17 protein-coding genes, 2 pseudogenes, 1 riboswitch and 1 other annotated feature are annotated in these 25,020 nt (G+C 34.6%); of the genes and pseudogenes, 2 read left to right on the top strand and 17 right to left on the bottom strand.

The features are described from left to right. Positions 1-11 precede the first annotated feature (11 nt). Positions 12-1,214, top strand: coding sequence for a macrolide family glycosyltransferase (locus tag MUA21_RS00095; RefSeq protein ID WP_262561521.1), 1,203 nt, complete (start codon positions 12-14; stop codon positions 1,212-1,214). A gap of 128 nt (positions 1,215-1,342) precedes the next feature. Here the strand turns inward: MUA21_RS00095 and MUA21_RS00090 are convergent, their stop codons facing one another. From MUA21_RS00090 to hutH, 10 genes are all read right to left on the bottom strand, one after another. Then, entirely contained in the window at positions 1,343-2,626 is a 1,284-nt protein-coding gene (locus MUA21_RS00090) for an adenylosuccinate synthase (RefSeq protein WP_262561520.1), read from the bottom strand. 291 nt (positions 2,627-2,917) lie between these two features. Then, complete coding sequence (gene dnaB, locus MUA21_RS00085) at positions 2,918-4,321, bottom strand: replicative DNA helicase (RefSeq protein WP_262561519.1); 1,404 nt, start codon at positions 4,319-4,321, stop codon at positions 2,918-2,920. 30 nt (positions 4,322-4,351) lie between these two features. Next, complete coding sequence (gene rplI / locus MUA21_RS00080) at positions 4,352-4,798, bottom strand: 50S ribosomal protein L9 (RefSeq protein WP_046207185.1); 447 nt, start codon at positions 4,796-4,798, stop codon at positions 4,352-4,354. Next, positions 4,795-6,762, bottom strand: coding sequence for a DHH family phosphoesterase (locus MUA21_RS00075; RefSeq protein ID WP_262561518.1), 1,968 nt, complete (start codon positions 6,760-6,762; stop codon positions 4,795-4,797). Before MUA21_RS00075 ends, rplI begins: the two co-directional genes overlap by 4 nt. A gap of 14 nt (positions 6,763-6,776) precedes the next feature. Continuing rightward, the gene (locus MUA21_RS00070) at positions 6,777-7,703 is read right to left on the bottom strand and encodes a DUF2232 domain-containing protein (RefSeq protein WP_178137696.1); all 927 of its coding nucleotides are present in this window, start codon (positions 7,701-7,703) and stop codon (positions 6,777-6,779) included. A gap of 279 nt (positions 7,704-7,982) precedes the next feature. After that, a complete protein-coding gene (gene metX / locus MUA21_RS00065) occupies positions 7,983-8,951 on the bottom strand; it encodes a homoserine O-acetyltransferase MetX (protein WP_262561517.1) in 969 nt (322 codons plus the stop codon). A 61-nt stretch (positions 8,952-9,012) separates the two neighbouring features. Next, positions 9,013-9,113: riboswitch (SAM riboswitch) on the bottom strand. A gap of 127 nt (positions 9,114-9,240) precedes the next feature. Beyond that, a complete protein-coding gene (locus MUA21_RS00060; protein ID WP_105873889.1) occupies positions 9,241-9,570 on the bottom strand; it encodes an AzlD domain-containing protein in 330 nt (109 codons plus the stop codon). Then, positions 9,567-10,262: an AzlC family ABC transporter permease gene (locus MUA21_RS00055; protein WP_262561516.1), complete on the bottom strand. Its 696-nt coding sequence runs from the start codon at positions 10,260-10,262 to the stop codon at positions 9,567-9,569. Before MUA21_RS00055 ends, MUA21_RS00060 begins: the two co-directional genes overlap by 4 nt. 450 nt (positions 10,263-10,712) lie before the next feature. Continuing rightward, positions 10,713-12,002, bottom strand: coding sequence for a serine--tRNA ligase (gene serS / locus MUA21_RS00050; RefSeq protein ID WP_262561515.1), 1,290 nt, complete (start codon positions 12,000-12,002; stop codon positions 10,713-10,715). Positions 12,003-12,067: 65 nt separating this feature from the next. After that, positions 12,068-12,258: a binding site (T-box leader), on the bottom strand. Between the two features lie 96 nt (positions 12,259-12,354). Further along, positions 12,355-13,857 carry a histidine ammonia-lyase gene (gene hutH, locus MUA21_RS00045; RefSeq protein ID WP_262561513.1) on the bottom strand — a complete coding sequence of 501 codons (1,503 nt, stop codon included), beginning with the start codon at positions 13,855-13,857 and terminating at the stop codon, positions 12,355-12,357. Positions 13,858-14,234: 377 nt separating this feature from the next. On the opposite strand from hutH, the pseudogene MUA21_RS00040 reads away from it, so the two are divergent. Then, positions 14,235-15,047: pseudogene (locus tag MUA21_RS00040) on the top strand (NAD(P)H-hydrate dehydratase). Positions 15,048-15,166: 119 nt separating this feature from the next. On the opposite strand, the pseudogene MUA21_RS00035 reads toward MUA21_RS00040, so the two are convergent. The 7 genes and pseudogenes from MUA21_RS00035 to dnaA form a co-directional block, all read right to left on the bottom strand. Further along, positions 15,167-15,330, bottom strand: a pseudogene (locus tag MUA21_RS00035) (IS5/IS1182 family transposase); the annotation flags it as partial. 317 nt (positions 15,331-15,647) lie between these two features. Then, positions 15,648-18,335 (bottom strand): DNA gyrase subunit A, encoded by a 2,688-nt coding sequence (gene gyrA / locus MUA21_RS00030; protein WP_262561511.1) that lies wholly within the window; start codon positions 18,333-18,335, stop codon positions 15,648-15,650. 35 nt (positions 18,336-18,370) lie between these two features. Continuing rightward, complete coding sequence (gene gyrB, locus MUA21_RS00025) at positions 18,371-20,311, bottom strand: DNA topoisomerase (ATP-hydrolyzing) subunit B (protein ID WP_258085629.1); 1,941 nt, start codon at positions 20,309-20,311, stop codon at positions 18,371-18,373. 12 nt (positions 20,312-20,323) lie between these two features. After that, a complete protein-coding gene (gene recF, locus MUA21_RS00020) occupies positions 20,324-21,439 on the bottom strand; it encodes a DNA replication/repair protein RecF (RefSeq protein ID WP_258085630.1) in 1,116 nt (371 codons plus the stop codon). Beyond that, a complete protein-coding gene (gene yaaA, locus MUA21_RS00015) occupies positions 21,436-21,669 on the bottom strand; it encodes a S4 domain-containing protein YaaA (RefSeq protein WP_174894798.1) in 234 nt (77 codons plus the stop codon). The genes recF and yaaA overlap by 4 nt, the downstream gene beginning before the upstream one ends. Before the next feature lie 612 nt (positions 21,670-22,281). Continuing rightward, entirely contained in the window at positions 22,282-23,412 is a 1,131-nt protein-coding gene (gene dnaN, locus MUA21_RS00010) for a DNA polymerase III subunit beta (protein WP_046207173.1), read from the bottom strand. Between the two features lie 240 nt (positions 23,413-23,652). Next, positions 23,653-25,020: a chromosomal replication initiator protein DnaA gene (dnaA, locus tag MUA21_RS00005; protein WP_046207172.1), complete on the bottom strand. Its 1,368-nt coding sequence runs from the start codon at positions 25,018-25,020 to the stop codon at positions 23,653-23,655.

Raw genomic sequence — 25,020 nt, 5'->3', positions numbered from 1 at the left:
GAGGCACAATATTGGCAAAAATATTATTTGTAAATCCAGGTTCTGCTGGACATGTAAACCCAACAATTGCAGTTGTTAAAGAACTAGTCAATCGTGGCGAAGAAGTTGTTTACTACGCGAGCGATATATATAAAGATAAATTGAAAGATACTGGTGCTGAAATTAGAACGTTACCTACAGAAGCGATTATGACAGCTTTCACTGATCATGAAAATCATCATTTATTTAATGTGATCAATGGTTTATTAAAAACTGTAGATATCATTGTGCCACAAATTTTAAGAGAAACTGATAATGAGCATTTTGATTATATGATTCATGATTCTATGTTTAGTTGCGGTTATATATTAGCGCAAAAATTAAATTTACCATCGATTTCATCTGTATCTTCATTTGCACATACAAAGACATCTTTTGAAACATTTATTAATCATTTAACTTCTACTGTGAGCAAGCAAGAAATTCAACACGCTGATGAAACCTTTAATCATTTAAAAGCCCATGTTGAATCAACATATGATGTAACCATTCCTTCTCGTTTTGAAGTTATGAATAACCCGGGAAATATTAATATCGCTTATGTAATGAAAGGATTCCAAGTCGGTTATGACGCCTTTGACCCTGAATATTACAAATTTGTTGGTCCTTCCATACTCGAACCTAAAGATTCTGGCTTTATGGATCACATTGATACCACACGACCAGTCGTTTATATTTCTCTTGGAACGGTATTTAACCAAAATATTGAATTTTTCAATCTTTGCTTTGAAGCATTTGCAGATATCGATGCTTCATTTGTTGTATCAATCGGTCATGATAATCGACTTGAAGATTTCAATGCGATACCACCTAATTTTACTGTTGCACATGTTGTGCCACAAACAGAATTATTGCAACATACGTCACTATTTTTAACACATGCGGGTATGAATAGTACGAATGAAGCGATGTTGATGGAAGTACCTATGTTAGCTTTTCCGCAAAGTGCAGATCAACCCGTTGTGGCTCGCCAAATCGAAAAACTACTTGTTGGTCGTCAGTTACAACTAGAAAATATAACGTCACAAGAGTTAAAACAAATTGTCTTAGACATGTTAGATGATATACCGAACTATCAGCGTAATATTAGAAAAGTTAAATCTATACAATCTAGTAATAAAACAGGTTATCAGTTAGCAGTCGATCACATTCTAAATTTCGTGATCAATATGTAACACATTCAAATATATAAATTAAAAACACCTTGTAAGATGGCCATATTAGGCTACATCAACAAGGTGTTTCTTTCATTTCAACATTTTACCTATAAAAATTTATAAATCAATTTTTATAGGTAAACGGCTTACCATAATGATTTTAATAAGTTTGTTTGATTACGGTCTGGTCCTACAGAGAAGATTGAAATTTGAACGTCACACAACTCAGAAATACGTTCTAAGTATCTACGTGCATTGTCTGGTAACTCATCTAATGAGCGACAACTTGTAACATCTTCAGTCCAACCTGGTAACGTTTCAAAAATCGGTTTACAACGCTGTAAGTCATTTAAGTTCGCTGGATATTCAGTAATTTCTTTACCGTCTAATTCATAAGCTGTACAAATCTTCACTTCTTTTAGACCTGTTAATACATCGATAGAGTTGATTGATAAATCGGTAATACCACTCGCACGACGAGAGTGACGTAATACAACTGAATCGAACCAACCTACACGACGTGGACGGCCTGTAGTTGTACCGTATTCACGGCCAACTTCACGGATGTGGTGTCCATCATCATCAAATAGTTCTGTTGGGAATGGGCCATCACCGACACGTGATGTATAAGCTTTACATACGCCAATAACTTTAGATACGTACGTTGGACCAACGCCACCACCAACAGTTACGTTACCTGCAACTGGGTTACTTGACGTAACAAATGGATATGTTCCGTGGTCGATATCTAACATAACGCCTTGTGCACCTTCAAATAATACTTTTTCTTCAGCTACAAATGCATCATCCAATACTTTTGCAGTGTCCGTAACGAACGCTGCTAAACGTTGGCCTGCTGCGTAATAAGTTTCAAAGATTTCTTCAAATGAAGGACATGCTTTATCAAACATACCTTTAAAATATGCTGATTTGTATTCAATATTTTCTTTTAATAATTTTTCAAACGTTTCTTTGTCTAATAAATCTGCTACACGGATACCGATACGTTGTGCTTTATCTACATAAGCTGGACCGATACCTTTTTTCGTAGTACCGATTTTATTATCTCCACGACGTTCTTCTTCATACTCATCTTGTTTAATATGATAAGGTAAAATAACTTGCGCACGGTTTGAAATACGTAAATTATCTGTTGAAATACCTCTTTCATTTAAAGCGTCTAATTCTTTTAATAGTGCTACTGGATCGACAACGACACCGTTACCAATGACTGCTAATTTTTCTTTATAGAAAATACCAGATGGTACTAAGTGCAATTTATATGTTTCGCCACCAAATTTAATTGTGTGGCCTGCGTTGTTACCGCCTGAAAAACGTGCAATAACATCTGCTTGTTCTGCTAAAAAGTCTGTGATTTTACCTTTACCTTCGTCTCCCCATTGTGTCCCAACAACTACGATTGATGACATATGAGCACCTCCAAGTTTTTCTCAATTAACCATTAAGTATTCTACCAATACCACACTAATAATGCAAACAAAAATCGAACATTGGTTTTTTACATTTTTCCGAATTTCATTAAATGTTTAAAAACGTAATTACACATCTTAAACATAGTGTCATCAAGGTTTTCAATGCGATATCCATTTAATTACAACACATACTTCATTAAAAAAGAAAGAACCAAATGGAAACAAAAACCGTACGATAAATAAATCCTTTTAAAAATCGTACGGAAAAATAAATTTTATTCTTTTTTCTTAACCCATGTCTGCATGTGCATAATCAATATCTGTAAATTTGTTATACTGCTTCATAAAATGTAATTTAACAGTCCCTGTTGGGCCATTACGTTGCTTCGCTATTATAATTTCAATCTCACCATTATCATCATTTGTTTGTGGTTCAAAGTTCGTATCTCCATCATCTTCGTCTTCATCTTCGCCACGATTATAGTAATCATCACGATATAAGAATGCGACGATGTCAGCATCTTGTTCGATTGATCCTGATTCACGAATATCACTCATCATTGGCCGTTTATCTTGACGTTGCTCTACGCCACGTGATAACTGACTTAATGCTATAACCGGACATTCCATTTCTCTGGCAATCGCCTTTAATGTACGAGAAATCTCTGATACTTCTTGTTGTCGGTTATCTGAGAATCTCGAACCACTACCTGAGATTAATTGCAGATAATCAATCACTACCATGTCTAAACCGTGTTCTTGTTTTAAACGACGGCATTTTGAACGAATATCTGTAATTCTAATACCTGGTGTATCATCAATAAATATCTTTGTTCTAGATAATTTACCTACTGCTATGGTAAAGCGATTCCAGTCTTCTTCCGTCATCATACCCGTTCTCAAACGGTTAGAATCTACGTTGCCAGAGCTACAAATCATACGTGTTGCCAATTGGTCAGCACCCATTTCCAGTGAAAATATACCTACTGAGAAATGGTCTTCATGTGTAGCAACTTTTTGCGCAATATTAAGTGCGAAGGCAGTCTTACCTACTGACGGTCTAGCAGCCAGAATAATTAAATCGTTACGGTTAAAGCCCGCAGTCATCTGGTCTAAATCTCGATAACCAGTTGGAATACCAGGCGTTTGACCACTATTTTGATCAAGTAATTCTGCATTCTCATACACTTCTCCAAGCACATCTCTAATATCTTTGAATCCATCACTTTCACGTGTAGATGACAATTCTAATATTCGACGTTCTGCATCGTTCAATATTGTATCTAATTCTAATTCATCATTATAACCATCGTTAGCAATGCTATCAGCAGTTTGTATCAACTTACGTTTTGTTGCATGCTTAAATACGATATCTGTATAATATTGAATATTTCGAGTTGTCGGTACATTACTAGATAATTCTGCTAGATATTGTGGGCCACCCGCTTCATTTAGTCGTCCTTCATGTGACAGTTGATCCATAATTGTAACCACGTCAATATCTTTATTATCTTCGTTGAGGTTCATCATGGCTCTAAAGATGTGTTGATGCGCGCCTCTATAAAAGGACTCAGGAAGTAAGACTTCCTGAGTTCTGTTTATCAATTCCGGATCTATGATAATGGCACCTAAGACAGATTGTTCAGCCTCATTACTGTGGGGCATTTGATTTTGTTCATACATTCCATCCATTATGATTACACCTCATATCTCAATCCGTTTTTATTGTTCAACTGTGTGTACACGAATTGTACCTTCTACTTCTTTATCTAATTTAACTGGTACATTTGTGTAACCCAAGGCATGTATACCGTTTGGTAAATCCATTTTACGCTTGTCAATTTTTATATCGTGTTGTTGTTGTAATGCTTGAGCGATTTGTTTTGTACTTACTGAACCAAATAATTTTCCCGCATCGCCTGTTTTAGCAGATACTTCAACTTCAATTTGACTTAATGTTTCTTTTAATTTTTTAGCATCTTCAATTTCTTGTTGGCGTTCCGCTTCTGCAGCTTCATTTTTCTTTTCAAGCTGTTTTAAATTACCTGGTGTAGCTTCTACTGCATAATTTTTCTTCAATAAGAAGTTGTTGGCATAGCCTACTGGTACATCCTTAACTTCGCCTTTTTTACCTTTACCTTTAACGTCTTGTGTGAATATTACTTTCATGAATTTTCACTCCTACTCATTTGTTCTGTTATAGCTTGTTGTAATTGTTCGATTGCTTCATCAACAGTGACATCTTTTAATTGTGTAGCTGCATTTGTTAAATGGCCACCGCCACCAAGTGCTTCCATTGTCAGCTGAACATTAACTGCACCGAGTGAGCGGGCAGACATACCGACTAAATTATCTTCTCTTCTAGCAACTACATACGAAGCTTCTACACCATCTAAACTTAACAGTTCATCCGCTGCTTGTGCAACTGTTACAGGATGATAGATTTTTTCGTTCGAACCATGTGCAATTGCGACACCGTTGTCTTGTAGTTTCACTGTTTGGATTAATTCAGTACGATTAATGTACGTATCTAAGTCATCTTTCAAGAAGTGCTGCGTTAATATTGTATCTGCACCATGTGCACGTAAATAACTTGCCGCATCAAATGTTCTTGAACCTGTTCGCAATGTGAAATTACGTGTATCTACAATAATACCTGCAAACATAATTGTCGACTCTAAACGTGTTAATCGTTGTTCTGTTGGTTGATATTCTAGCAATTCAGTCACTAGTTCTGCAGTTGAACTTGCATATGGTTCCATATAAACCAGTAGTGGACTAGAGATAAAGCTTTCACCACGTCTATGATGATCAATCACAACTTTACGGTTAGCTTTGTTTAATATGTTTTCGTCAATAACCATTTCTGGTTTATGTGTATCTACAACTACTAAAGTTGTCTTAGACGTCATGATGTCCCATGCTTCGTCAGATGTAATAAAACGCTCTTTTAGTTCAGGCTTTTCATCGACTGCATTCATCACACGACGTAACGTCGGATCTATATCTGAATCATTCAACACAATGTAAGCATCCAAATTGTTCATCATAGCGAATCGTGAGACACCAATCGCTGCACCAATAGCATCTAAGTCAGGACGCGTATGTCCCATAATGATGACTTTGTCGCCTTCCATTAATATATCTTTTAGTGCATGAGAAATCACACGTGCTCTAACACGTGTACGTTTCTCCATAGGGTCAGTCTTACCACCATAAAAACGCACATTTCCGTTCATATGCTTAATCGCAACTTGGTCGCCACCACGACCTAATGCTAAATCAAGTCCAGATTGAGATAATTCACCTAAATCGATTAAATTCTCTGAGCCTTCACCTACACCAATACTTAATGTCAATTGCGCACGGTAACCCACACTTTTTTCACGTAATTGACTCAGTATACTAAAATTAGATGCTTCAATTTCATTTAAAATACGTTGGTTTAAATAGGCAACAAATTGGTCTGAACTATAACGCTTGAAATAAATGTTATATTCAGTTGCCCATCTACTGATTACACGCGTGACCATAGAGTTAATCTCTGAACGTTGCGTATCATTCATATTTTGCGTGATCTCATCATAGTTATCTAAAAATAGTGTTGCAATAATTGGTTTAGATGCTTCATATAATTCTTGTGTATGTATTTCTTCTGTTATATCGAAGAAATACAATACATGTTCTTTTTCTGAATATCTCACGCGATAGTGATATTCATTTTCTTGAATTTCCACTTCTTGTGTTTTTTCTAACTGTTTTAATATATTAGGATATACCTCATTGACTGGATCAGAAATTACATTTCGATCTAGACGATCCGACATAAATTGGTTCATCCACTCTATGTTTTCGTTTTCATCTAAGATAATCATCCCAATAGGTAATCTTTTAATAGCAGTATTACTGCTTGCTGAGATTTTTCCACTCAGATTATCTACATAGTTATCCAATTTTTGTAAAGCTTGTCTTACCATTAGTACTGTCCCTACGATTATGATGAGTAATACAACAGTAGCTATACCTGCAATCAATTGATTAAAAATAAACCAAACGACGACAAGCGCTATTGCTGTGAGCACCATAATAATAAATGGTAAAATCAACGCTTTTTTAGTGGATTGACGGTTCATTTTTCCACCTCAAATCATTTTTTAATGATACGTTTTAAATTGATACATAAATCTACAAATCCCAGGAGACTCACAATATGTGTTAATGGCATTAAAATTGTCCCTATTACCATTAATATCACTGTAAGTGCTGGCGGCATTGATTTCGCTTTTCCGAAAAAGTGAATCACACTTAACCCCTGAATGTACATACATAATGATAACACAATTTCAAAGTTTAAGACGATCGTTTGAAACGCACTTGGTTGCGTTGAAAACATAACACAAATTAATACAATAATATACATCCATAAGACAGAACGCTTCATTTGCCAAGCATATAATGGTTTGAATATGGGTGTAGCGATTTTGAATTTACGCAAGATTGGAAAAGTGATAATTAAATTGATTAATATAAGTAGAAATACGCCAATGATTATATAACTTGGTAGTTGTACTGCTGATTGGCGGAAAGCCTCTTCAAACATTTGTTTATAATCTGCGTTGACTGAAGCGCTGGAAATTATGTGATACATCTGTTCTTTAATCGGTTTGATTAATGAAGCAGCACTCGATATTTTTTTTGATGCTTGTAACACCATAAATGCAATTAATGCAATAATACTAATAAAAGTCGTTGTTATATATAGTATACGTTCTTTTGATGTTCGTTCTTTTAATAATTGACCCACTACAAAACTTACTACGAACAAGAGGATCATGATACTTAACACGAATATATTACCTAATAACGTAGTTAGCACAACTGTAATGACTGCCGTTAAGCCAAAAGATTCTACAGATTTATGCCATAAAATAATACCTGGAATTGTTGCAAATAAACTCAACACGAGTCCAAGTATCGGTAATATATGTAAAGCTAAAGCAACTATAATTAACGTAATTACACTAAGTATAGTGGCTTTAGTATGTATTTTAGAAAACAAATTCGCCACTCCTATACAATTTTTGTCTATGTTTATTATTTTAACCTCTTTAAAACTTTTATACAATTATTGACAATTCTTTTTGTCAGAAGTTCAATATCGGGGCCAATATCTGAAAACGAACGCCTTTTTAAATTGCATTTCCGTCGTTGATTCCAACTTCAAATTTCATATTTTGCTCGCTATAAAAAAAAGAAGACATCATAGTAAAACAGTTATTTCAACTTTCATAAAGTATAAAATAACTATCCTAGACGTCTTATCATACAAAATGAACTAAAATAAATCATATCGTTATTTTCTTTTGAACTTAGAAACTTTTAAAAAATGATATAAATTAGGTGCCCAATCATTAAAGTTCAATAAGAAACCATCATGTCCTACATTATCTGGCACAAAGCAATGCTTGTGATATTTAAATCGCGCACCTGTGGCATATACTAAATCGTCTGGATATAACAAATCATCCGTAAAGCCCATAGTCATAACCTTAGTATCCAGACGTCCAAACACTTCATCTACATCAGTACGATCTCTATCTATATCGTGGCTATCTAAGACGTCTAGCAGGCTTAAATAACTCAATGGGTCAAAATGCTTTTTAAACTTGTTCCCCTGATGTTTCTGGTAGTTTACAACTTGATCAGGTGTAAATCGTCTATCATAACTTTTGGAGGAGCGATACGTTAAGAAACCAAGCTGCCTTGCTATGCTCATACCTTCACCATGATCTAATCGAATCGCCTGTCTCGCAATTTCATTAAATGCACGACTATATGAGGAAGTCTTATCAGTCGCAGCTAAAATCACTGCTTTATCTACTTCAAATTTATGATTATACAATAATTCCAGCGCTTGCATACCTCCTAAAGACCCACCGATTAAAATACTAATTCGATCAAACCCTAATGTTTGAATACCTAATTCGATTGCATTGACAATATCACGCAATGTTAAATGCTTAGGAAAATCAGCATCTGTTAATGGCGAACTGGAACCATACGGACTACCGATCACGTTAAATGTTAAAAATTGATAATCATGTATAGGCATGTATCCCCCATCTATAATCTCTCTCCACCAACCAGGATTGTCATCCGTACCATAGGTCAAATGATTACCAGTCAGTGCATGGCATACAAGCACAAGTGGCTGTCCTTCATATCCTACATGTTCATAACGTAATTTTAAATTTAAAATCGTTTCACCTGATTCAGTTGTAAATGGTCCCAATTCTAATGTATCAACCGTATAATTTGTCATCATTTACCTCCTACTTAGTAAAAAAACTTCTCACCTATTTATAATAAGTAAGAAGTTACAATACTTATTATTCGAGCGAATCGTTGGTATTAGCACCGTGCTTATTAAAGTCGGTTGCTGAAGCTTCATTGGGCCAAGTCCCTCTGCTTCTCGAAATAAGATTTAATTTTAATTGTAAAAAGCTGTGCATAAATCAAATATCCATTTTAACAAGTATTTCATTAAAATTATCAAAATATTCTAATTATTACTATTTTAACGGATAATGGGAGTCACTTCAATAATATCTTTAAAATATCCATCTTAAAATTGCCATTATTAAAATTCCACTGACAATCGTAATCGTTAAACTCCTTGTAATGATAGCAATGATTATGGTTGGAAGCATCGTTACTAAAAACGGCAAATTAACACTATAAAGCATTGAGCCTTCATGTTGTTCTAGTACGCCGTCTACAATCAATGCAGTAAATAATGTAATGGGAATGAAAGAGAGCCACTTTACGACTGTCTCAGATAGTTTGATTTTTGTAATTAATATAAACGGTATAATACGTGTCAACCACGTTACCACACCGCATAAAACAATAATTAATAACATATGTAATGTCGTTGTCATTTATCGATCACCACCCCTAATCCCGCAGTAATTGTCGACGCTATGATGATTGCTACGTATGAAGGCATAAAGAAACTTAAAATAAGCATTAACAAAATTACACAAACAATTAATACTAAATATGTTTTAACTTGTGACTGCTTAATAGCATCGAATTGTGAAACAGCTAGGAATATAAACATTGCAGTAATAGCAAAATCTAACCCAAATGCATCGGGATTCGTTATGTATTTACCAAAAATAGCACCAACAACACTAGCAAATGTCCAAAATAAATATGCAGTGATATTTAATCCATGTAGCCAACGATCATTGATTTTTTCACCTTTTAGATGTGGTGTAATAGCGACACCAAATGTTTCATCTGTAATCAGAGAAGATATGGCTATACGATTCCAAAACCCATATCCTTTATAACTTGGTGCTAAGGTCATACTTAATAAAAACATCCTAGAATTCACAATAAATGTCGTTAAGGCAATTGCAGAAATTGGAGTTCCAGCAATGACTAATGCACAAATAATGAATTGTGCTGCGCCTGCATAAATAAGTAAACATAATAAAATAATTTCAATTAAATTGAAACCCGAAGCCACTGCAACAATACCAAAGGAAAGACCAACACCAGCATAACCTAACAAAGTCGGTACACATTCTTTTACACCTTGCTTAAAAGTTAGATGTGTTGTCATCATGCCACCTCCCAAACATTTTATAAAAATAATAGAACTAGTTTAATACAAAGCAAAAGACATATCCAACATCTTTAGACTTATGTATGTATGACCTAAGACTTACCGATGTCTAAAAATCCCGTTAAACCAGCATTTTAGATTTCGGAATATTGTGTTATTATTTTAGACTCACCCCTTATCATTTGAATAAAATAAGTCATTTTACAAATTTAAAAAACTGAAAACTGGGATATTTAACACCTCCCCTACCCTTTCTTTTCTTTAAAAATATTAAGCCATTTAATAAATCAAAAGCCTTATAATTCATTATTCATATAAAATGAGAGGTTGAGACATTCATTTATCTCAACCTCTACTTGCACTTCAGTATTAACTTGTAACCACTATTTTGAAAGTTTAATATTTAAACTTTCTCAAATATCGCTGATGAATTCATTTAAACGATTTCTATTTTTCTTTAACTGGGTGTATCACTGTTTTACCACCCATATATGGTACTAACGCATCTGGAATAGTGACTGAACCATCTTCATTTTGATAGTTTTCTACGATTGCAGCAAATGTACGACCTACTGCTAAACCACTTCCATTCAATGTGTGCACTAATTCTGGTTTTGCTGTTTTCTCACGTTTAAAACGAATATTAGAACGACGTGCTTGGAAATCAGTAATATTTGAACAAGAGCTGATTTCTTTGTACTCATTATAGCTTGGTAACCATACTTCTAAGTCATACGTTTTGCTTGAGCCAAAGCCTATGTCACCTGTACATAAAATAACTCTACGATACGGTAAGCCTAACTCTTCTAAAATTGCTTCTGCATGTTCTGTCATTTCCTCTAACGCTTGCCAAGAATCTTCTGGTTTTTCAAAACGTACCATCTCTACTTTATCGAATTGATGTAACCGGATTAATCCTCTTGTATCTCTACCAGCTGAGCCCGCTTCACTACGATAACACGCTGATTGCGCAGTAAATTTAGCAGGTAAGACATCCGGACCAATAATTTCATTGCGATAATAATTTGTTAATGGTACTTCTGCTGTTGGAATTGTATATAATCCTTCTTTTTCAATTTTGAATAAATCTTCTTCAAATTTTGGTAATTGGCCAGTACCATACATTGAATCAGCATTTACTAATTGTGGTACCATCATTTCTGTGTAACCATGTTGTGTCGTATGTTTTGTAACCATATAATTCATTAATGCTCTTTCCAACTGTGCACCTTCGCCAGTTAAGAACACGAATCTTGCTCCTGCGACTTTTGCGCCTCGTTCAAAATTAGCCATTTGCAATGACTCTACTAGATCCCAATGTGCTTTTTCATCAAAATCAAATTCCCTTTGTGTGCCCCAACGCTTTAATTCGACATTATCTTCATCAGAATCGCCTTCAGGTACATCATCATGAATTGTATTTGGAATGCGAGATAATAAGTCTTCTAATTCTTTATCCACATCATTTAAATCATTGTCTAACAATTTGATGTCATCACCTAATTTTCTCATTTCTGTGATTACATCATCTGCATTTTCTTTATTGCGTTTTTTTTCAGCAATTTCACCGCTTACTTTGTTACGTTCAGCTTTCATTTCCTCAGCTTTACGAATTAATTCACGGCGTTTGTCATCAAGTGATAATACATCATCTACTACTTTTGTATCCATACCACGTTTTGCAACTTTGTCTTTTAAAAACTCTGGGTCATTACGAAATAGTTTAATGTCTAACATGTCACTTTCCATCCTTTCAATTTCTATTTTTTAAGAATAGAACACAAAAAAGACCACATCCCTGTACAAGGGACGTGGTCTTTACGCGTTGCCACCCTATTTAACAGTCAAAAGAGACTGCACTTTCACCAAAATAACGGTTAAACCCGATTGTTCTCATATAGTAGGTAGATTCACATTGACCCTGATTACTTGTTCTCACTAACCACAAGCTCTCTGAAACCAGAAGTGCAACACTACTTATCCTACGAACAATAGCTTTATTTACTTGATTTTAATATAGCAAATAACCTATTACTTTTCAAGGCCAAGAATATGCTATCGCTGAATGTTCATTAAAAATTCACTCAACTTAATTAGTATAAGCTTGATCTAATAAATACTGTGAAACAGCTTCTATATCTTTATGAAATTGGCGATCTTCAGTGATAGATGGTACAACTTTTCGTAAAGCTTGATATTTTTCATAAGTTTTAGGTGATAATTTTTCGACATCTTTATATTCTACTGCTTGAAGTGCGATAATTGCTTCTATTGCTAACACACGACGTGCATTTTCAATCATTTGGTAGCCATGGCGTGAAGCAATTGTCCCCATAGAAACATGGTCTTCTTGATTAGCTGATGATGGAATAGAATCCACACTAGCAGGGTGTGCGAGTGTTTTATTTTCCGAAACAAGACTTGCAGCTGCATATTGCATAATCATCGCGCCACTCTGTAAACCCGGTTGAGGGCTTAAAAATGCTGGCAAACCATTGTTTAATTGTGGATTTACTAATCTCTCTAGACGTCTTTCCGAAACATTAGCTAATTCACTTACCCCTAACTTTAAGAAATCTAACGCAAATGCAATCGGTTGGCCATGGAAATTCCCTCCAGAAATAACCAATGTTTCATCACCTTCATCAAATATTAATGGATTGTCGTTCGCCGCATTCATTTCAAATTCAAGTTTTTCTTTTACATAATTAAACACCTGGAAGCTTGCGCCATGTATTTGTGGAATACAGCGTAATGTATAAGCATCTTGAACGCGAATTTCTCCTTGTGTCGTTGTTAATTTAGAACCTTCGAGCCAGTCTAACATGCGTGAAGCAACATCTATCTGTTCTGGAAAATTTCGAGCGCGATGCACTTTTTCATGATATGCATCCGTAATGCCATTTAAAGCTTGATGTGTTAATGCAGCAATCCACTCTGCTTGGTAACCAATATCTTCCGCTTCTATATAATTAATTACACCTTGTGCAGTCATAGCTTGCGTACCATTAATTAAAGCTAGACCTTCTTTAGCCTGTAATCTCAAAGGTTCACGATTTAATAAATTTAAGGCATACCGACTGTCTTCTTCTTCACCTTTATAATAGACATTACTTTCTCCAATCAACGCCAAAGCTAAATGTGAAAGTGGTGCTAAGTCACCCGATGCACCAAGAGACCCTTGTTGTGGAATAACTGGAATAATTCTGTTGTTAATAAAATATATGATTTGATCTACTAAATCGATTGTCACACCAGAATGACCTTTTAACAATGTATTTAGACGTAAAACCATCATCACTAACGCGACATCTTGTGAAAAAGGTTTTCCGATACCACATGCATGTGAACGAATTAAATTGACTTGTAATTGATTGTATTCTCCCTCATCAATACGTACATCACTGAATAAACCAAATCCAGTCGTTATACCATAAATTGTTTCTTTATCATCTATAATCTTTTCTACTGTTACACGGCTCTGTTTTACACGTTCATAAGCATCCTCTGTTACTTTTACATCATCACTTTGATATAAAAAATCTTTAATTGCATTTATTGTTAAATTTTCACCATTAAGCTGTAATGTCATTTCCCCATCTCCTTACTTCTGATGATTTTCAATTAATTAGAGTATACGCTTCCATATTTTTAAGAACAATAGGTTCATCCATATCCGTAACATGGTATTAAATTAGTATTTTACCAAGATAAAGATGGCAAATTTATTATTTCTAAAAATAAACAAATTCTTAATGCTTTTACCTATTGACTAAAATGCAAACCAGGTATAATATTTTCTATTGTATTTAAAAAATAAATTAAAAATAGCAACAGAGAAAAGCTTTCATAATGCTTATAAACACACAATTTTTCTCAGAAAGCACAAAATTACAAATCAACAATATAATGATCAAATATACAAATTAAAAGTTGAAATAACTAATAGAATTAAAGGGGGTTTCAATGTTGGAAACAATTTCATCAGTAAGCATTCCAAAACGTAAAGATGAAACGCATAAAGGTGATTATGGCAAAATTCTTTTAATTGGAGGAAATGCGAATCTAGGTGGGGCAATCATGCTTGCTGCACGCGCTTGTGTCTATAGTGGTAGTGGCTTAATTACAGTAGCTACACACCCAACAAATCATGCAGCGCTACACTCACGTTGTCCTGAAGCAATGGTGATTGATATCAACGATACTAAAATGCTCACTAAAATGATTGAAAATACAGATTGTATCTTAATTGGTCCTGGATTAGGATGTGATTTCAAAGGAAATAATGCTATCACGTTCTTATTACAAAACATTCAACCACATCAAACGCTTATAGTGGATGGAGATGCTATTACTATATTTAGTAAATTAAAACCAGATATTCCAACTTGCAATGTTATTTTCACACCACATCAAAAAGAGTAGGAACGCTTAAGTGGGATCGCAATAGAAGAACAAACATATGAACGTAATCGCGAAGCTGCTGATAGAATTGGGGCAACAATTGTATTAAAAATGCATGGCACTGAAATCTATTTCAAAGATGAGGATTACAAACTGCCAATCGGCACGCCTGCGATGGCAACAGGTGGCATGGGGGATACACTTGCTGGTATGATTACAAGTTTTGTAGGTCAATTCGACGACACGAAAGAAGCGGTTACGAGTGCCACTTATACACATAGTTATATCGGTGAAGAACTATCAAACAAAATGTATGTAGTCCCACCTTCCCATTTAATTAGTGAAATCCCATATGCTATGAAAGCATTGGAAAGTTAAATCAACATCGGTGATAAAAATTTTTAAAACCAAAATAAAATGTATCTGAGACATAAAATGCTTAGACAAATGAAAAGGCAATTTCTATTGAAATCATATAGAAATTGCCTTTTTCAACTGGGATGATATGATGTTGCACCACGTGATGTTTAAATGCATCGAATACATTTTCAGGGATTGTTTCAACGATTTCATTCACATACCGTGACATATCATTTGTGGGATACTGATCTTAAGTTTCTATTGGTAGTATATGTTGCATCAAGTTGTCATCTTTATACATATGGTCACTCGTTAATTTAATAGTGCTGATTAAATTATACGTAAAGGCTTTTTTGGAATTACAAAATATAAATTGTACCGATTTTGTAATGTGGCTGACGCCCGGGAGGAATCTTATGAGTGAGAGACTATAGGCTCGCACCATCCCCCAGGCAAGCATGTACAGTCAATCGTCAGACTTTAAATATAAAGAGAGTCAATCCATATTAAGGATTGGCCCTCTTATTTTGAGAATGGGGATTTATGTCCTAAACTCACTTGTGTATTTAAATGTTTCAATTTTGAATACAACTATTGGTTTACTGCTAAAAATTGAGATTATTCGTCGTCTTCGTTTTCAGTTTCTTCATTATCACTATTATCAATATCTTCATTGATACGGTCCATAAAGTCTTTTCTCACTTCTTGACGACCATCTTCATCTGAATCTTCTTCAACTTCGGTATGCACAATGCCTTCTGATAGTTCATCTGATACTACAGATTCTGATTGTTGATTGTCACTTGTAACGCCTTCAATTTGTTCATTATCTGCTTCTTGTAGTTCAATTTCTTCAGCTTCTTTTTCTTCTTCATCTACTTTAGCAACAGTAGAAACAAATTGATCATCGTTTAATTTAATCAATCTCACACCTTGAGCTGCACGTCCATTTTGTGAAATATCTTCAACGCCTATGCGGATAATTACACCGGCATTTGTAACAATCATCAAGTCTTCTTTACCTTCAACGGATGTGATACATACCACTTGACCGTTACGTTCTGTAATCGTAGCAGTCTTAATACCTTTGCCACCACGGTTAGATAAACGATATTCGCTAACTGGCGTACGCTTACCGTAACCATTTTCAGTCACAACTAGAATTTCATCATCTGTTTCTGCTTTAGTAACATCTAATCCGACGACTTTGTCGCCTTCTCTTAATGTAATACCTTTAACACCAGCAGCTGTACGACCTAAAGGACGTAATGCCGACTCATTAAAGCGGATTAAAGAACCGTGAGCTGTACCGATTAATATATCATCTTCACCATCTGTTAAACGCACAGCTATCAATTCGTCATCTTCTTTGAAACCAATCGCAATCTTACCATTTTTGTTAATATGTGAGAAGTTACGTAATGCTGAACGTTTAACGATACCATTTAACGTTGCAAATACTAAGTAATCTTCTTCGCTTTCTAAATCTTTGACGGCGATCATTGTACTAATTGTTTCATCATTATCTAGTTCAATCGCATTGACTACTGGTATACCTTTAGACTGACGGGAGAGTTCCGGCACTTCATATCCTTTAAGTTTATACACTCTACCTTTATTCGTGAAGAATAAGACATGATAATGCGTACTCAACGTAACAAGTTGACTTACAAAATCTTCTTCTAAGGTCTGCATACCTTGTACACCACGACCACCACGATGTTGCGCTCTATATGTTGAAACGGGTAGGCGTTTAATATAGTTATTGTGACTTAATGTAATGACGATTTGTTCTTCTGGTATTAGGTCTTCGTCTTCAATGTGGTCGAGACCGCCCATTTGAATTTCTGTTTTACGTTCGTCTCCATAGCGTTCACGAACATCAATTAACTCATCACGAACAAGTTGTAATAGTTTTTCTTCGTCTGCAAGAATCGCTTTTAATTCTTCTATATATGCAATTAATTCATTATATTCAGATTCAATTTTATCTCTTTCTAAACCTGTTAAACGTCTTAATCGCATATCAAGGATGGCTTGCGCTTGTCGTTCAGTAAGTTTAAATTGTTCTTGCAAGCTTGCCATTGCAACTTTATCTGTTTCAGATTCACGAATCACACGAATAATTTCATCAATGTGGTCTAATGCGATTCTTAATCCTTCTAAAATATGTGCACGGTCTTGTGCCTTTTTCAAGTTGTATTCCGTTCTTCTTCTTACGACTATCTTTTGATGTTCAAGATATTCAACTAATGCTTCTTTGAGGTTAATTAATCTCGGTCTACCATCAACTAAAGCAATCATATTAACACCAAATGATGTTTGTAATGGTGTTTGTTTATATAAGTTATTTAATACAACACTAGCGTTGGCATCTTTACGTATATCAATCACAACACGTACACCAGTACGTAAACTTGTTTCGTCACGTAAATCTGTAATGCCGTCAATTTTTTTATCACGTGCCAATTCGGCAATTTTTTCAATCATGCGTGCTTTATTTACTTGGTACGGAACCTCAGTAACAACAATACGTTGACGACCGCCGCCACGTTCTTCAATTTCAGCTCTTGCTCTCATTTGAACTGAACCGCGTCCAGTTTCAAATGCACGGCGTATGCCACTTCTACCAAGAATAATCCCTGCTGTAGGGAAATCTGGCCCTTGGACATCTTCCATTAATTCTGAAATCGTAATGTCTGGATTATGACTTAAACTTAATACACCATTAATCACTTCAGTCAAGTTATGTGGCGGTATATTAGTAGCCATACCTACTGCGATACCTGATGCACCATTTACGAGTAAATTTGGAAATCTTGATGGTAAGACTGCCGGCTCTCTTTCATTGCCGTCATAGTTATCAACAAAATCAATCGTATCTTTGTTAATATCTCTCAACATTTCGAGTGTGATTTTAGACATACGCGCTTCTGTATAACGCATCGCCGCTGCTCCATCACCATCCATAGAACCAAAGTTACCTTGGCCATCAATTAAAGGATATCGATAGCTGAAGTCCTGCGCCATTCTAACCATAGCTTCGTAAATCGAGGAGTCACCGTGAGGGTGATATTTACCCATAACGTCCCCAACAATACGCGCAGATTTCTTATATGATTTATCAGGTGTCATGCCTTGTTCGTGTAAGCCGTATAATATACGTCGATGTACTGGTTTTAAACCATCTCTAACATCTGGTAGCGCACGTGAAACAATAACGCTCATCGCATAATCTAGGAACGATTCACGCATCTCATTCGTTATATTTCGTTCATTTATTCTTGATTCAGGTAATTCAGCCATCAAGATATCCTCCTTCAAAAATTCAGTTCATTGTCTTAGAAATCTAAGTTTGCATAGACTGCATTATCTTCAATAAACTGTCTACGGTTCTCAACAACATCGCCCATTAACATTTCAAAAACTTGGTCAGCTTCAATCGCATCCTCCAATGATACTTGTAACATAGCTCTGTTTTCAGGATTCATAGTAGTTTCCCATAATTGGTCAGCATTCATTTCACCAAGACCTTTGTAACGTGCAATAGACCATTTTGGACTTGGATCTAATTGAGCTTTAAGTTTTTCTAGTTCACGTTCGTTAAACACATAGTATTTCTGTTTACCTTGTGTCAACTTGAATAATGGTGGCTGTGCAATATAAACATAGCCCGCTTCAATTAACGGTCTCATAAAACGATAGAAGAATGTTAATAATAATGTTCTAATATGTGCACCATCAACATCGGCATCTGTCATAAGGATAATCTTGTGATAGCGTGCCTTACTTAAATCAAATTCTCCACCAATACCAGTACCAAAAGCAGTAATCATAGAACGTATTTCATTATTATTTAAAATTCTATCTAAACGTGCTTTTTCAACGTTCAATATCTTACCACGTAAAGGTAAGATGGCTTGCGTTTCTGAGTCACGTCCAGATTTTGTAGACCCCCCGGCAGAGTCACCTTCGACGATGAAAATTTCACTACGAGAAGGGTCTTTACTAGAACAATCAGCCAGTTTTCCTGGTAAACTAGAAACTTCTAATGCGGATTTACGACGTGTCACTTCACGCGCTTTTTTAGCTGCAAGACGTGCTTGTGAAGCCATAATTCCTTTTTCTACGATTGTTCGACCTACTTGTGGATTTTCATATAAAAAGCGTTCAAATAACTCAGAGAATATACGATCAACAACTTGACGTACTTCGGAATTACCTAATTTCGTTTTAGTTTGTCCTTCGAATTGTGGATCACCATGTTTGATTGAAACAATAGCTGTTAAACCTTCACGTGTATCTTCACCTGAAAGTCTTTCTTTATCTTCCTTCATAATTTTACTGTTAAGACCATAGCTATTTAACACACGTGAGAGCGCTCGTTTAAAGCCTTCTTCATGAGTCCCACCTTCATAAGTGTGTATATTATTTGCGTATGTTAAAAGATTCGTAGCATAACCTTTATTGTATTGAAGCGCTATTTCAACTTCAATATCATCTTTGGATTGATGCACATAAATCGGTTCTTCATGAATAGGTTCTTTATTTTCATTTAACATTTCAACGTAAGATTTTATACCACCTTCATAGTGATACGTATCTTCACGAACCTCTTCTTTTCTTTCATCTCTTAAAGTAATTGAAATACCTTTATTTAAAAATGCTAGTTCTCTGATACGTTGTTGCAATACTTCATAATTGTATGTTGTTGTTTCAGTGAATATCTCAGGATCAGCTTTAAAACGAATCGCAGTACCAGTAGAACCAGTACTCTCATTGGTTTTACCAATGATTTTCAAATCAAACTGAGGGATACCTTTTTTGTATGCTTGGTGATATATATTTTCATCTTTATATACATATACTTCCAAATCTTCCGATAAAGCATTTACAACAGAAGACCCCACACCATGGAGACCACCAGAGACTTTATAACCGCCTCCACCGAATTTACCACCGGCATGTAGTACAGTTAGAATAACCTCAACGGCAGGACGTCCCATTTTCTCTTGTATACCAACAGGGATACCACGGCCGTTATCTGTTACTTTTATCCAATTACCTTCTTCAATAATAACTTCGATTTGGTCAGCATAACCAGCAAGTGCTTCGTCAATACTGTTATCAACAATTTCCCAAACTAAGTGATGTAGCCCTCTTTCTGAAGTTGAGCCTATATACATACCTGGTCTTTTACGAACCGCTTCTAGACCTTCTAATACCTGAATCTGACCAGCACCATAATCTTCCGTGTTGTTCACATCTGACAATGCTTCCACCTTCACTTTCCGTTACTTTATAATTTCGCCATTATTAATGCGATAAAGTTTAGCGTTTTTCATAATTTCATGATCAATGCCATCAACCGATGTTGTCGTCACAAATGTTTGTACTTTATGTTGAATTGTGCTCAATAAATGAGACTGACGTGAATCATCTAATTCACTTAACACATCATCTAGCAATAAAATGGGGTACTCGCCTACTTCAATATTCATCAGTTCAATTTCTGCAAGTTTGATTGATAACGCCGTCGTTCTTTGCTGTCCTTGCGAACCGTAAGTTTGAGCATCCATACCATTTACGTTGAAACCTAAATCATCTCTGTGAGGGCCAAACAAACAGACACCTCTATCTTTTTCACGCTCTTTGTTATCATCTAGTAAAGTTAAGACTTCCTCTAAGCGTTCCGTCTCACTTTTTTCTTCAGCATCTAATTTGATACTAGGAAGGTACTTTAATGACAGTGTTTCATTCTCATCCGTAATACCAGAATGAATAGGTTTGGCTAATGATTCTAGTTCTTTAATAAAATGTTCACGTCTTAATGTAACTTTGAGTGCATATGCTGCAAATTGTTGGTTTAAGACGTCAAGCATAGTGCTATCAGTCTTTTGACCATATTGCAATTGCTTCAAATAATTATTCTTTTGTTTTAAAATTCTTTGATATTGAGACAAATCGTTTAAATAAACAGCTGAAATTTGTCCAAGTTCCATATCTATAAATCTACGTCTTATTTGAGGTGCCCCTTTGACAATGTTTAAATCTTCAGGTGCAAACAAGACAACGTTTAAGTGGCCTATATACTGTGTTAGCCTACTTTGTTCTAAGTGATTGATTTTAACCTGTTTACCCTTTTTAGTTATAAACATCGTTAAAGGCATTTCTCCATATCTATAACTGAGTTCACTCTCTATTTTAGCATAGTCTCGATCAAAACGTATGAGTTCTTTATCATTTGATGTTCTGTGACTTTTGGCTAATGCTAATGTATAAATAGATTCTAATAAATTAGTCTTCCCTTGCGCATTTTCACCAATCAATATATTGACTTCAGGGTGACAATTTAGGGTAATTGACTCATAGTTACGATAATTGTCTAGCTGGAGTGTCTTTAGTTTCATTCTTCACCTTGATGTATAATCAAAAATGAACCGACTTCTGGTATAACGATGTTATCTTGATGGTTTAATTTTTTACCACGACGTATTTCGCGCTCACCATTGATCATTACTTCAAAATCTTGCAGGAACCATTTCGCTTGACCACCAGATTCAATAATACCTTCTGTCTTTAGAAATTGCCCTAAAGTAATGTCTCCATCAACAATTACTTCTTCAACCAAATCAATCACTCCATTCCTTTTAAACTCATCTATATATTATACCTTTTTTCGAGAAAAATTTCATGCAAAATGCAGATGGAAAGCGTTTTCTTATGTATGATTTTTACTATTTTTGAAAATTATTTACAAAGGTACTTTTAACAATGTAATACTCATATATTATAACAAACTTTTATTCGTATTATTCTATTTCTTTTAAAAATATTCTAACTAAATAATTATTTATTAATGTTTTTAACTACGCAATACTTCATAAAAGTATTTTTATATAAAGCGAATGGCTAATATTGTGATTTTGAATTTTAAAGACTTTCTCAGCTTAATTATTAATTTTAGGTATCATAAGTCTAAAAAAGTTTAAGTTGCTTATATTTAAGCTCTAAGTAGCTTGTACGTATCTTTGAATATTTATTATTAATATATCTTTATCAATATACACGTTTCATTTTATAAAATTACTTCTAAAAAAAGAGTGAGACAATGATTTAAATGTGACAGAGTTTAAGACAAGATAAAATTCTGACCTTTTCTACTTAAGTTGTCTCACTATGCTTTAAATATCCATATTATAAAAACCCGAGACATCAATTTGTCTCAGGTTCTATCTCTTTAAACAAAAGTTTAATATGTTCTGATTGGTAAAATTAATTGTGTAACTGAATCATCATCTTTTGGTTTTAAAATAAATGGCTTCATCGTACCAAAGAACTCAACTTCCACTTCATCGTTATCGATTGCTTTTAGTGCATCCATCATATACTTAGAGTTGAATGAAATTTTTAAATTGCCACCATCAACGTTATCCGCTTTTACTTCTTCTTTTACAGTACCGATTTCTGGTGATGTAGAGGATAATTCAACTAATTCATTACCTGTACTTAATTTAATAACATTGTTTCCACCTTCACGTGCTAATAGAGAGGCACGATCAATAGCATGATAGAAATCTCCGTTATCGATGCCTATTTTAATTTCATAGTTTTCTGGGAATAAACGTGAAGTATCTGGATAGTGACCTTCTAAGAGACGTGATATAAAGTTTATATTTCCGACTTTAAATAGCACTTGGTTTGAAGCAAAGAAAATATCGATATCTTCTTCACTATCTGACATAATTTTATTTAATTCTGCTAAAGCTTTACCTGGAATAATGACATTTTTATTTTCAGATTCATCTTCTAAAGCTACTTTTCGCACAGCTAAGCGGTGTGAGTCAGTCGCTGTGCATATTAATTCATTATCCTGTATAAGCCAGTTAACACCAGTGAGTACTGGGCGTGTTTCTGAGGTGGACACTGCGAAATTTGTTTGTGCTATCACGTTTTTAAGGACTTTTACAGATAATTGAATCGCATCATCACGTGAAACTTGTGGTAATAAAGGATATTGATCTGGATCTAAACCACTTAAATTAAATTCTGAATGGCCAGAAGTTATTAAAGTTTGGAATTGTTCATTTGTTGATAATTTAACTTCTTTTCCTGGTAGTTTTTTAATAATATCTACAAAGAAACGACCAGGGAGTACAACTGAACCAGTTTCTGCAACTTCAATAATATCTTCTCCATCTACTTGTTTAGGAATTGTAATTTCTATTGAGATTTCTGAATCTGAACCAGTAAGTATGACTTCATTGTTTTTAACTTCAATTTTTATACCCGTTAGTATCGGTAATGTAGTTCTTGGGGAGATTGCTTTTAATGTGTCATTTAATTGATTTATAAAATAATCTCTTCTAATTGTAAATTCCATTTTTAAACTCCTTCCAGTCGTTTATATAATAATTATATAGGTTTTAAACCCGTAGTAATAGTAGTAGGGCTTGTGGATTAGGGGATAACTCAAATTAATACAATCATGTCATTGTTTGACGACTGTGGATAACTTGTGCACAGTGTGTACTACTTTTGCACATTGTCCACAAAGTTAAAAAATAAGTTATTTTGTTATACCTCTAAATTGATTTATTAATCTGTTATAGTACAGATTGTTTTATTGGTTTCTAATTTCTTTTTCAAGATTTTCGACTTCTTGTTTAAATGTCGGATCATTATTGATATCCTTCACAATTTTTTCATGTGCATGAATAACAGTAGTATGATCACGTCCACCAAACTCTTCCCCGATTTTAGGTAGTGAGAAGTCGGTTAATTCACGTGATAAATACATTGCAATTTGACGTGGATATGCAATTGATTTTGTACGTTTTTTGGCACTAAAGTCTTCTATTCTCACACTATAGTATTCTCCAACAACTTTTTGGATATCTTGTATAGTAATTTTTTTAGATTTAGGTGCTTGGATGATATCTTTTAGCGCAGCTGCTGTTAATTCAGTTGTGATCGGTTGTCCTTGTAATTTTGAAAAGGCTAATACGCGATTAAGTGCACCTTCAAGTTCACGTATATTAGATTGTATTTGATTAGCGATATACGTCAGGGCTTCAGTAGGAATATTTATATTTTCTTCACCAATTTTTTTCTGTAAAATTGCCATTCTTGTTTCGTAATCCGGTGGAGTAATGTCTACTATTAATCCCCATTCAAAGCGAGAACGTAATCTGTCTTCTAATTTAGCAATTTCTTTAGGTGGTCTATCACTAGAAATAACAATTTGCTTATTCGCTTGATGTAAATCATTAAATGTATGGAAAAATTCTTCTTGAGTTTGCTCTTTGTTTTGAATAAATTGTATATCATCTATTAAGAGCACATCGATATTACGATATTTTTCTCTAAAACGTTCAGTTTTATTGTCTCGGATAGATTTAATGAATTCATTAGTAAATTTTTCACTAGATGTATAGATTACTTTGGCATCTGGATTATTATCTAATACATAATGGCCAATAGCATGCATTAGATGGGTTTTACCTAATCCCACACCACCATATATAAATAATGGGTTATATGCTTGGGCTGGTGCTTCAGCTACAGCTAAACTTGCAGCATGTGGGAATCTGTTTCCGGGGCCGATGACGAATGTTTCAAATGTATTATTGATATTGAATTGTTCATCACCCATTTTTGCTACATCTACTGTATCAAGATCTATCTCTTTTTCATCAGTACTCTGATTAGCATCTTGCTTTTTTTCAGATTTTAAACTTTCTAATTCATCTTCAGAGTAAAATACTGGCGTAATTTCATGACCAATAGCTTCATATAATGCAGATTGTACGATTTCAACATAATGTGTCTTTAACCAATTAGCTACAAAGGGATCGTCAATGACTACAATAGCTTCATCATTTTGCAACGAATAAAGTTTTGTATCTTTCAAAAAAGTTTGATAGCTAGGATAGCTGACTTTTTCTTGAGCTAAAGTTAAAACGTTTTCCCAAATTTCTTGTTCTGACAT

The sequence above is a fragment of the Staphylococcus ureilyticus genome, from assembly GCF_025558845.1.
GTDB lineage: Bacteria > Bacillota > Bacilli > Staphylococcales > Staphylococcaceae > Staphylococcus > Staphylococcus ureilyticus.
Note: the sequence above shows the minus strand (reverse complement) of the source record. Positions and strands in the feature narration are given on the sequence as shown.

Excerpts from the sequence above, each read along its gene's own strand:
- hutH (WP_262561513.1), bottom strand. The coding sequence starts at position 13,857 with ATGACATTACAGCTTAATGGTGAAAATTTAACAATAAATGCAATTAAA.
- MUA21_RS00055 (WP_262561516.1), bottom strand. The coding sequence starts at position 10,262 with ATGACAACACATCTAACTTTTAAGCAAGGTGTAAAAGAATGTGTACCG.
- dnaB (WP_262561519.1), bottom strand. The coding sequence starts at position 4,321 with ATGGATGGAATGTATGAACAAAATCAAATGCCCCACAGTAATGAGGCT.
- dnaA (WP_046207172.1), bottom strand. The coding sequence starts at position 25,020 with ATGTCAGAACAAGAAATTTGGGAAAACGTTTTAACTTTAGCTCAAGAA.
- metX (WP_262561517.1), bottom strand. The coding sequence starts at position 8,951 with ATGACAAATTATACGGTTGATACATTAGAATTGGGACCATTTACAACT.
- serS (WP_262561515.1), bottom strand. The coding sequence starts at position 12,002 with ATGTTAGACATTAAACTATTTCGTAATGACCCAGAGTTTTTAAAAGAC.
- MUA21_RS00090 (WP_262561520.1), bottom strand. The coding sequence starts at position 2,626 with ATGTCATCAATCGTAGTTGTTGGGACACAATGGGGAGACGAAGGTAAA.
- rplI (WP_046207185.1), bottom strand. The coding sequence starts at position 4,798 with ATGAAAGTAATATTCACACAAGACGTTAAAGGTAAAGGTAAAAAAGGC.
- MUA21_RS00060 (WP_105873889.1), bottom strand. The coding sequence starts at position 9,570 with ATGACAACGACATTACATATGTTATTAATTATTGTTTTATGCGGTGTG.
- gyrA (WP_262561511.1), bottom strand. The coding sequence starts at position 18,335 with ATGGCTGAATTACCTGAATCAAGAATAAATGAACGAAATATAACGAAT.
- MUA21_RS00075 (WP_262561518.1), bottom strand. The coding sequence starts at position 6,762 with ATGAACCGTCAATCCACTAAAAAAGCGTTGATTTTACCATTTATTATT.
- recF (WP_258085630.1), bottom strand. The coding sequence starts at position 21,439 with ATGAAACTAAAGACACTCCAGCTAGACAATTATCGTAACTATGAGTCA.
- dnaN (WP_046207173.1), bottom strand. The coding sequence starts at position 23,412 with ATGGAATTTACAATTAGAAGAGATTATTTTATAAATCAATTAAATGAC.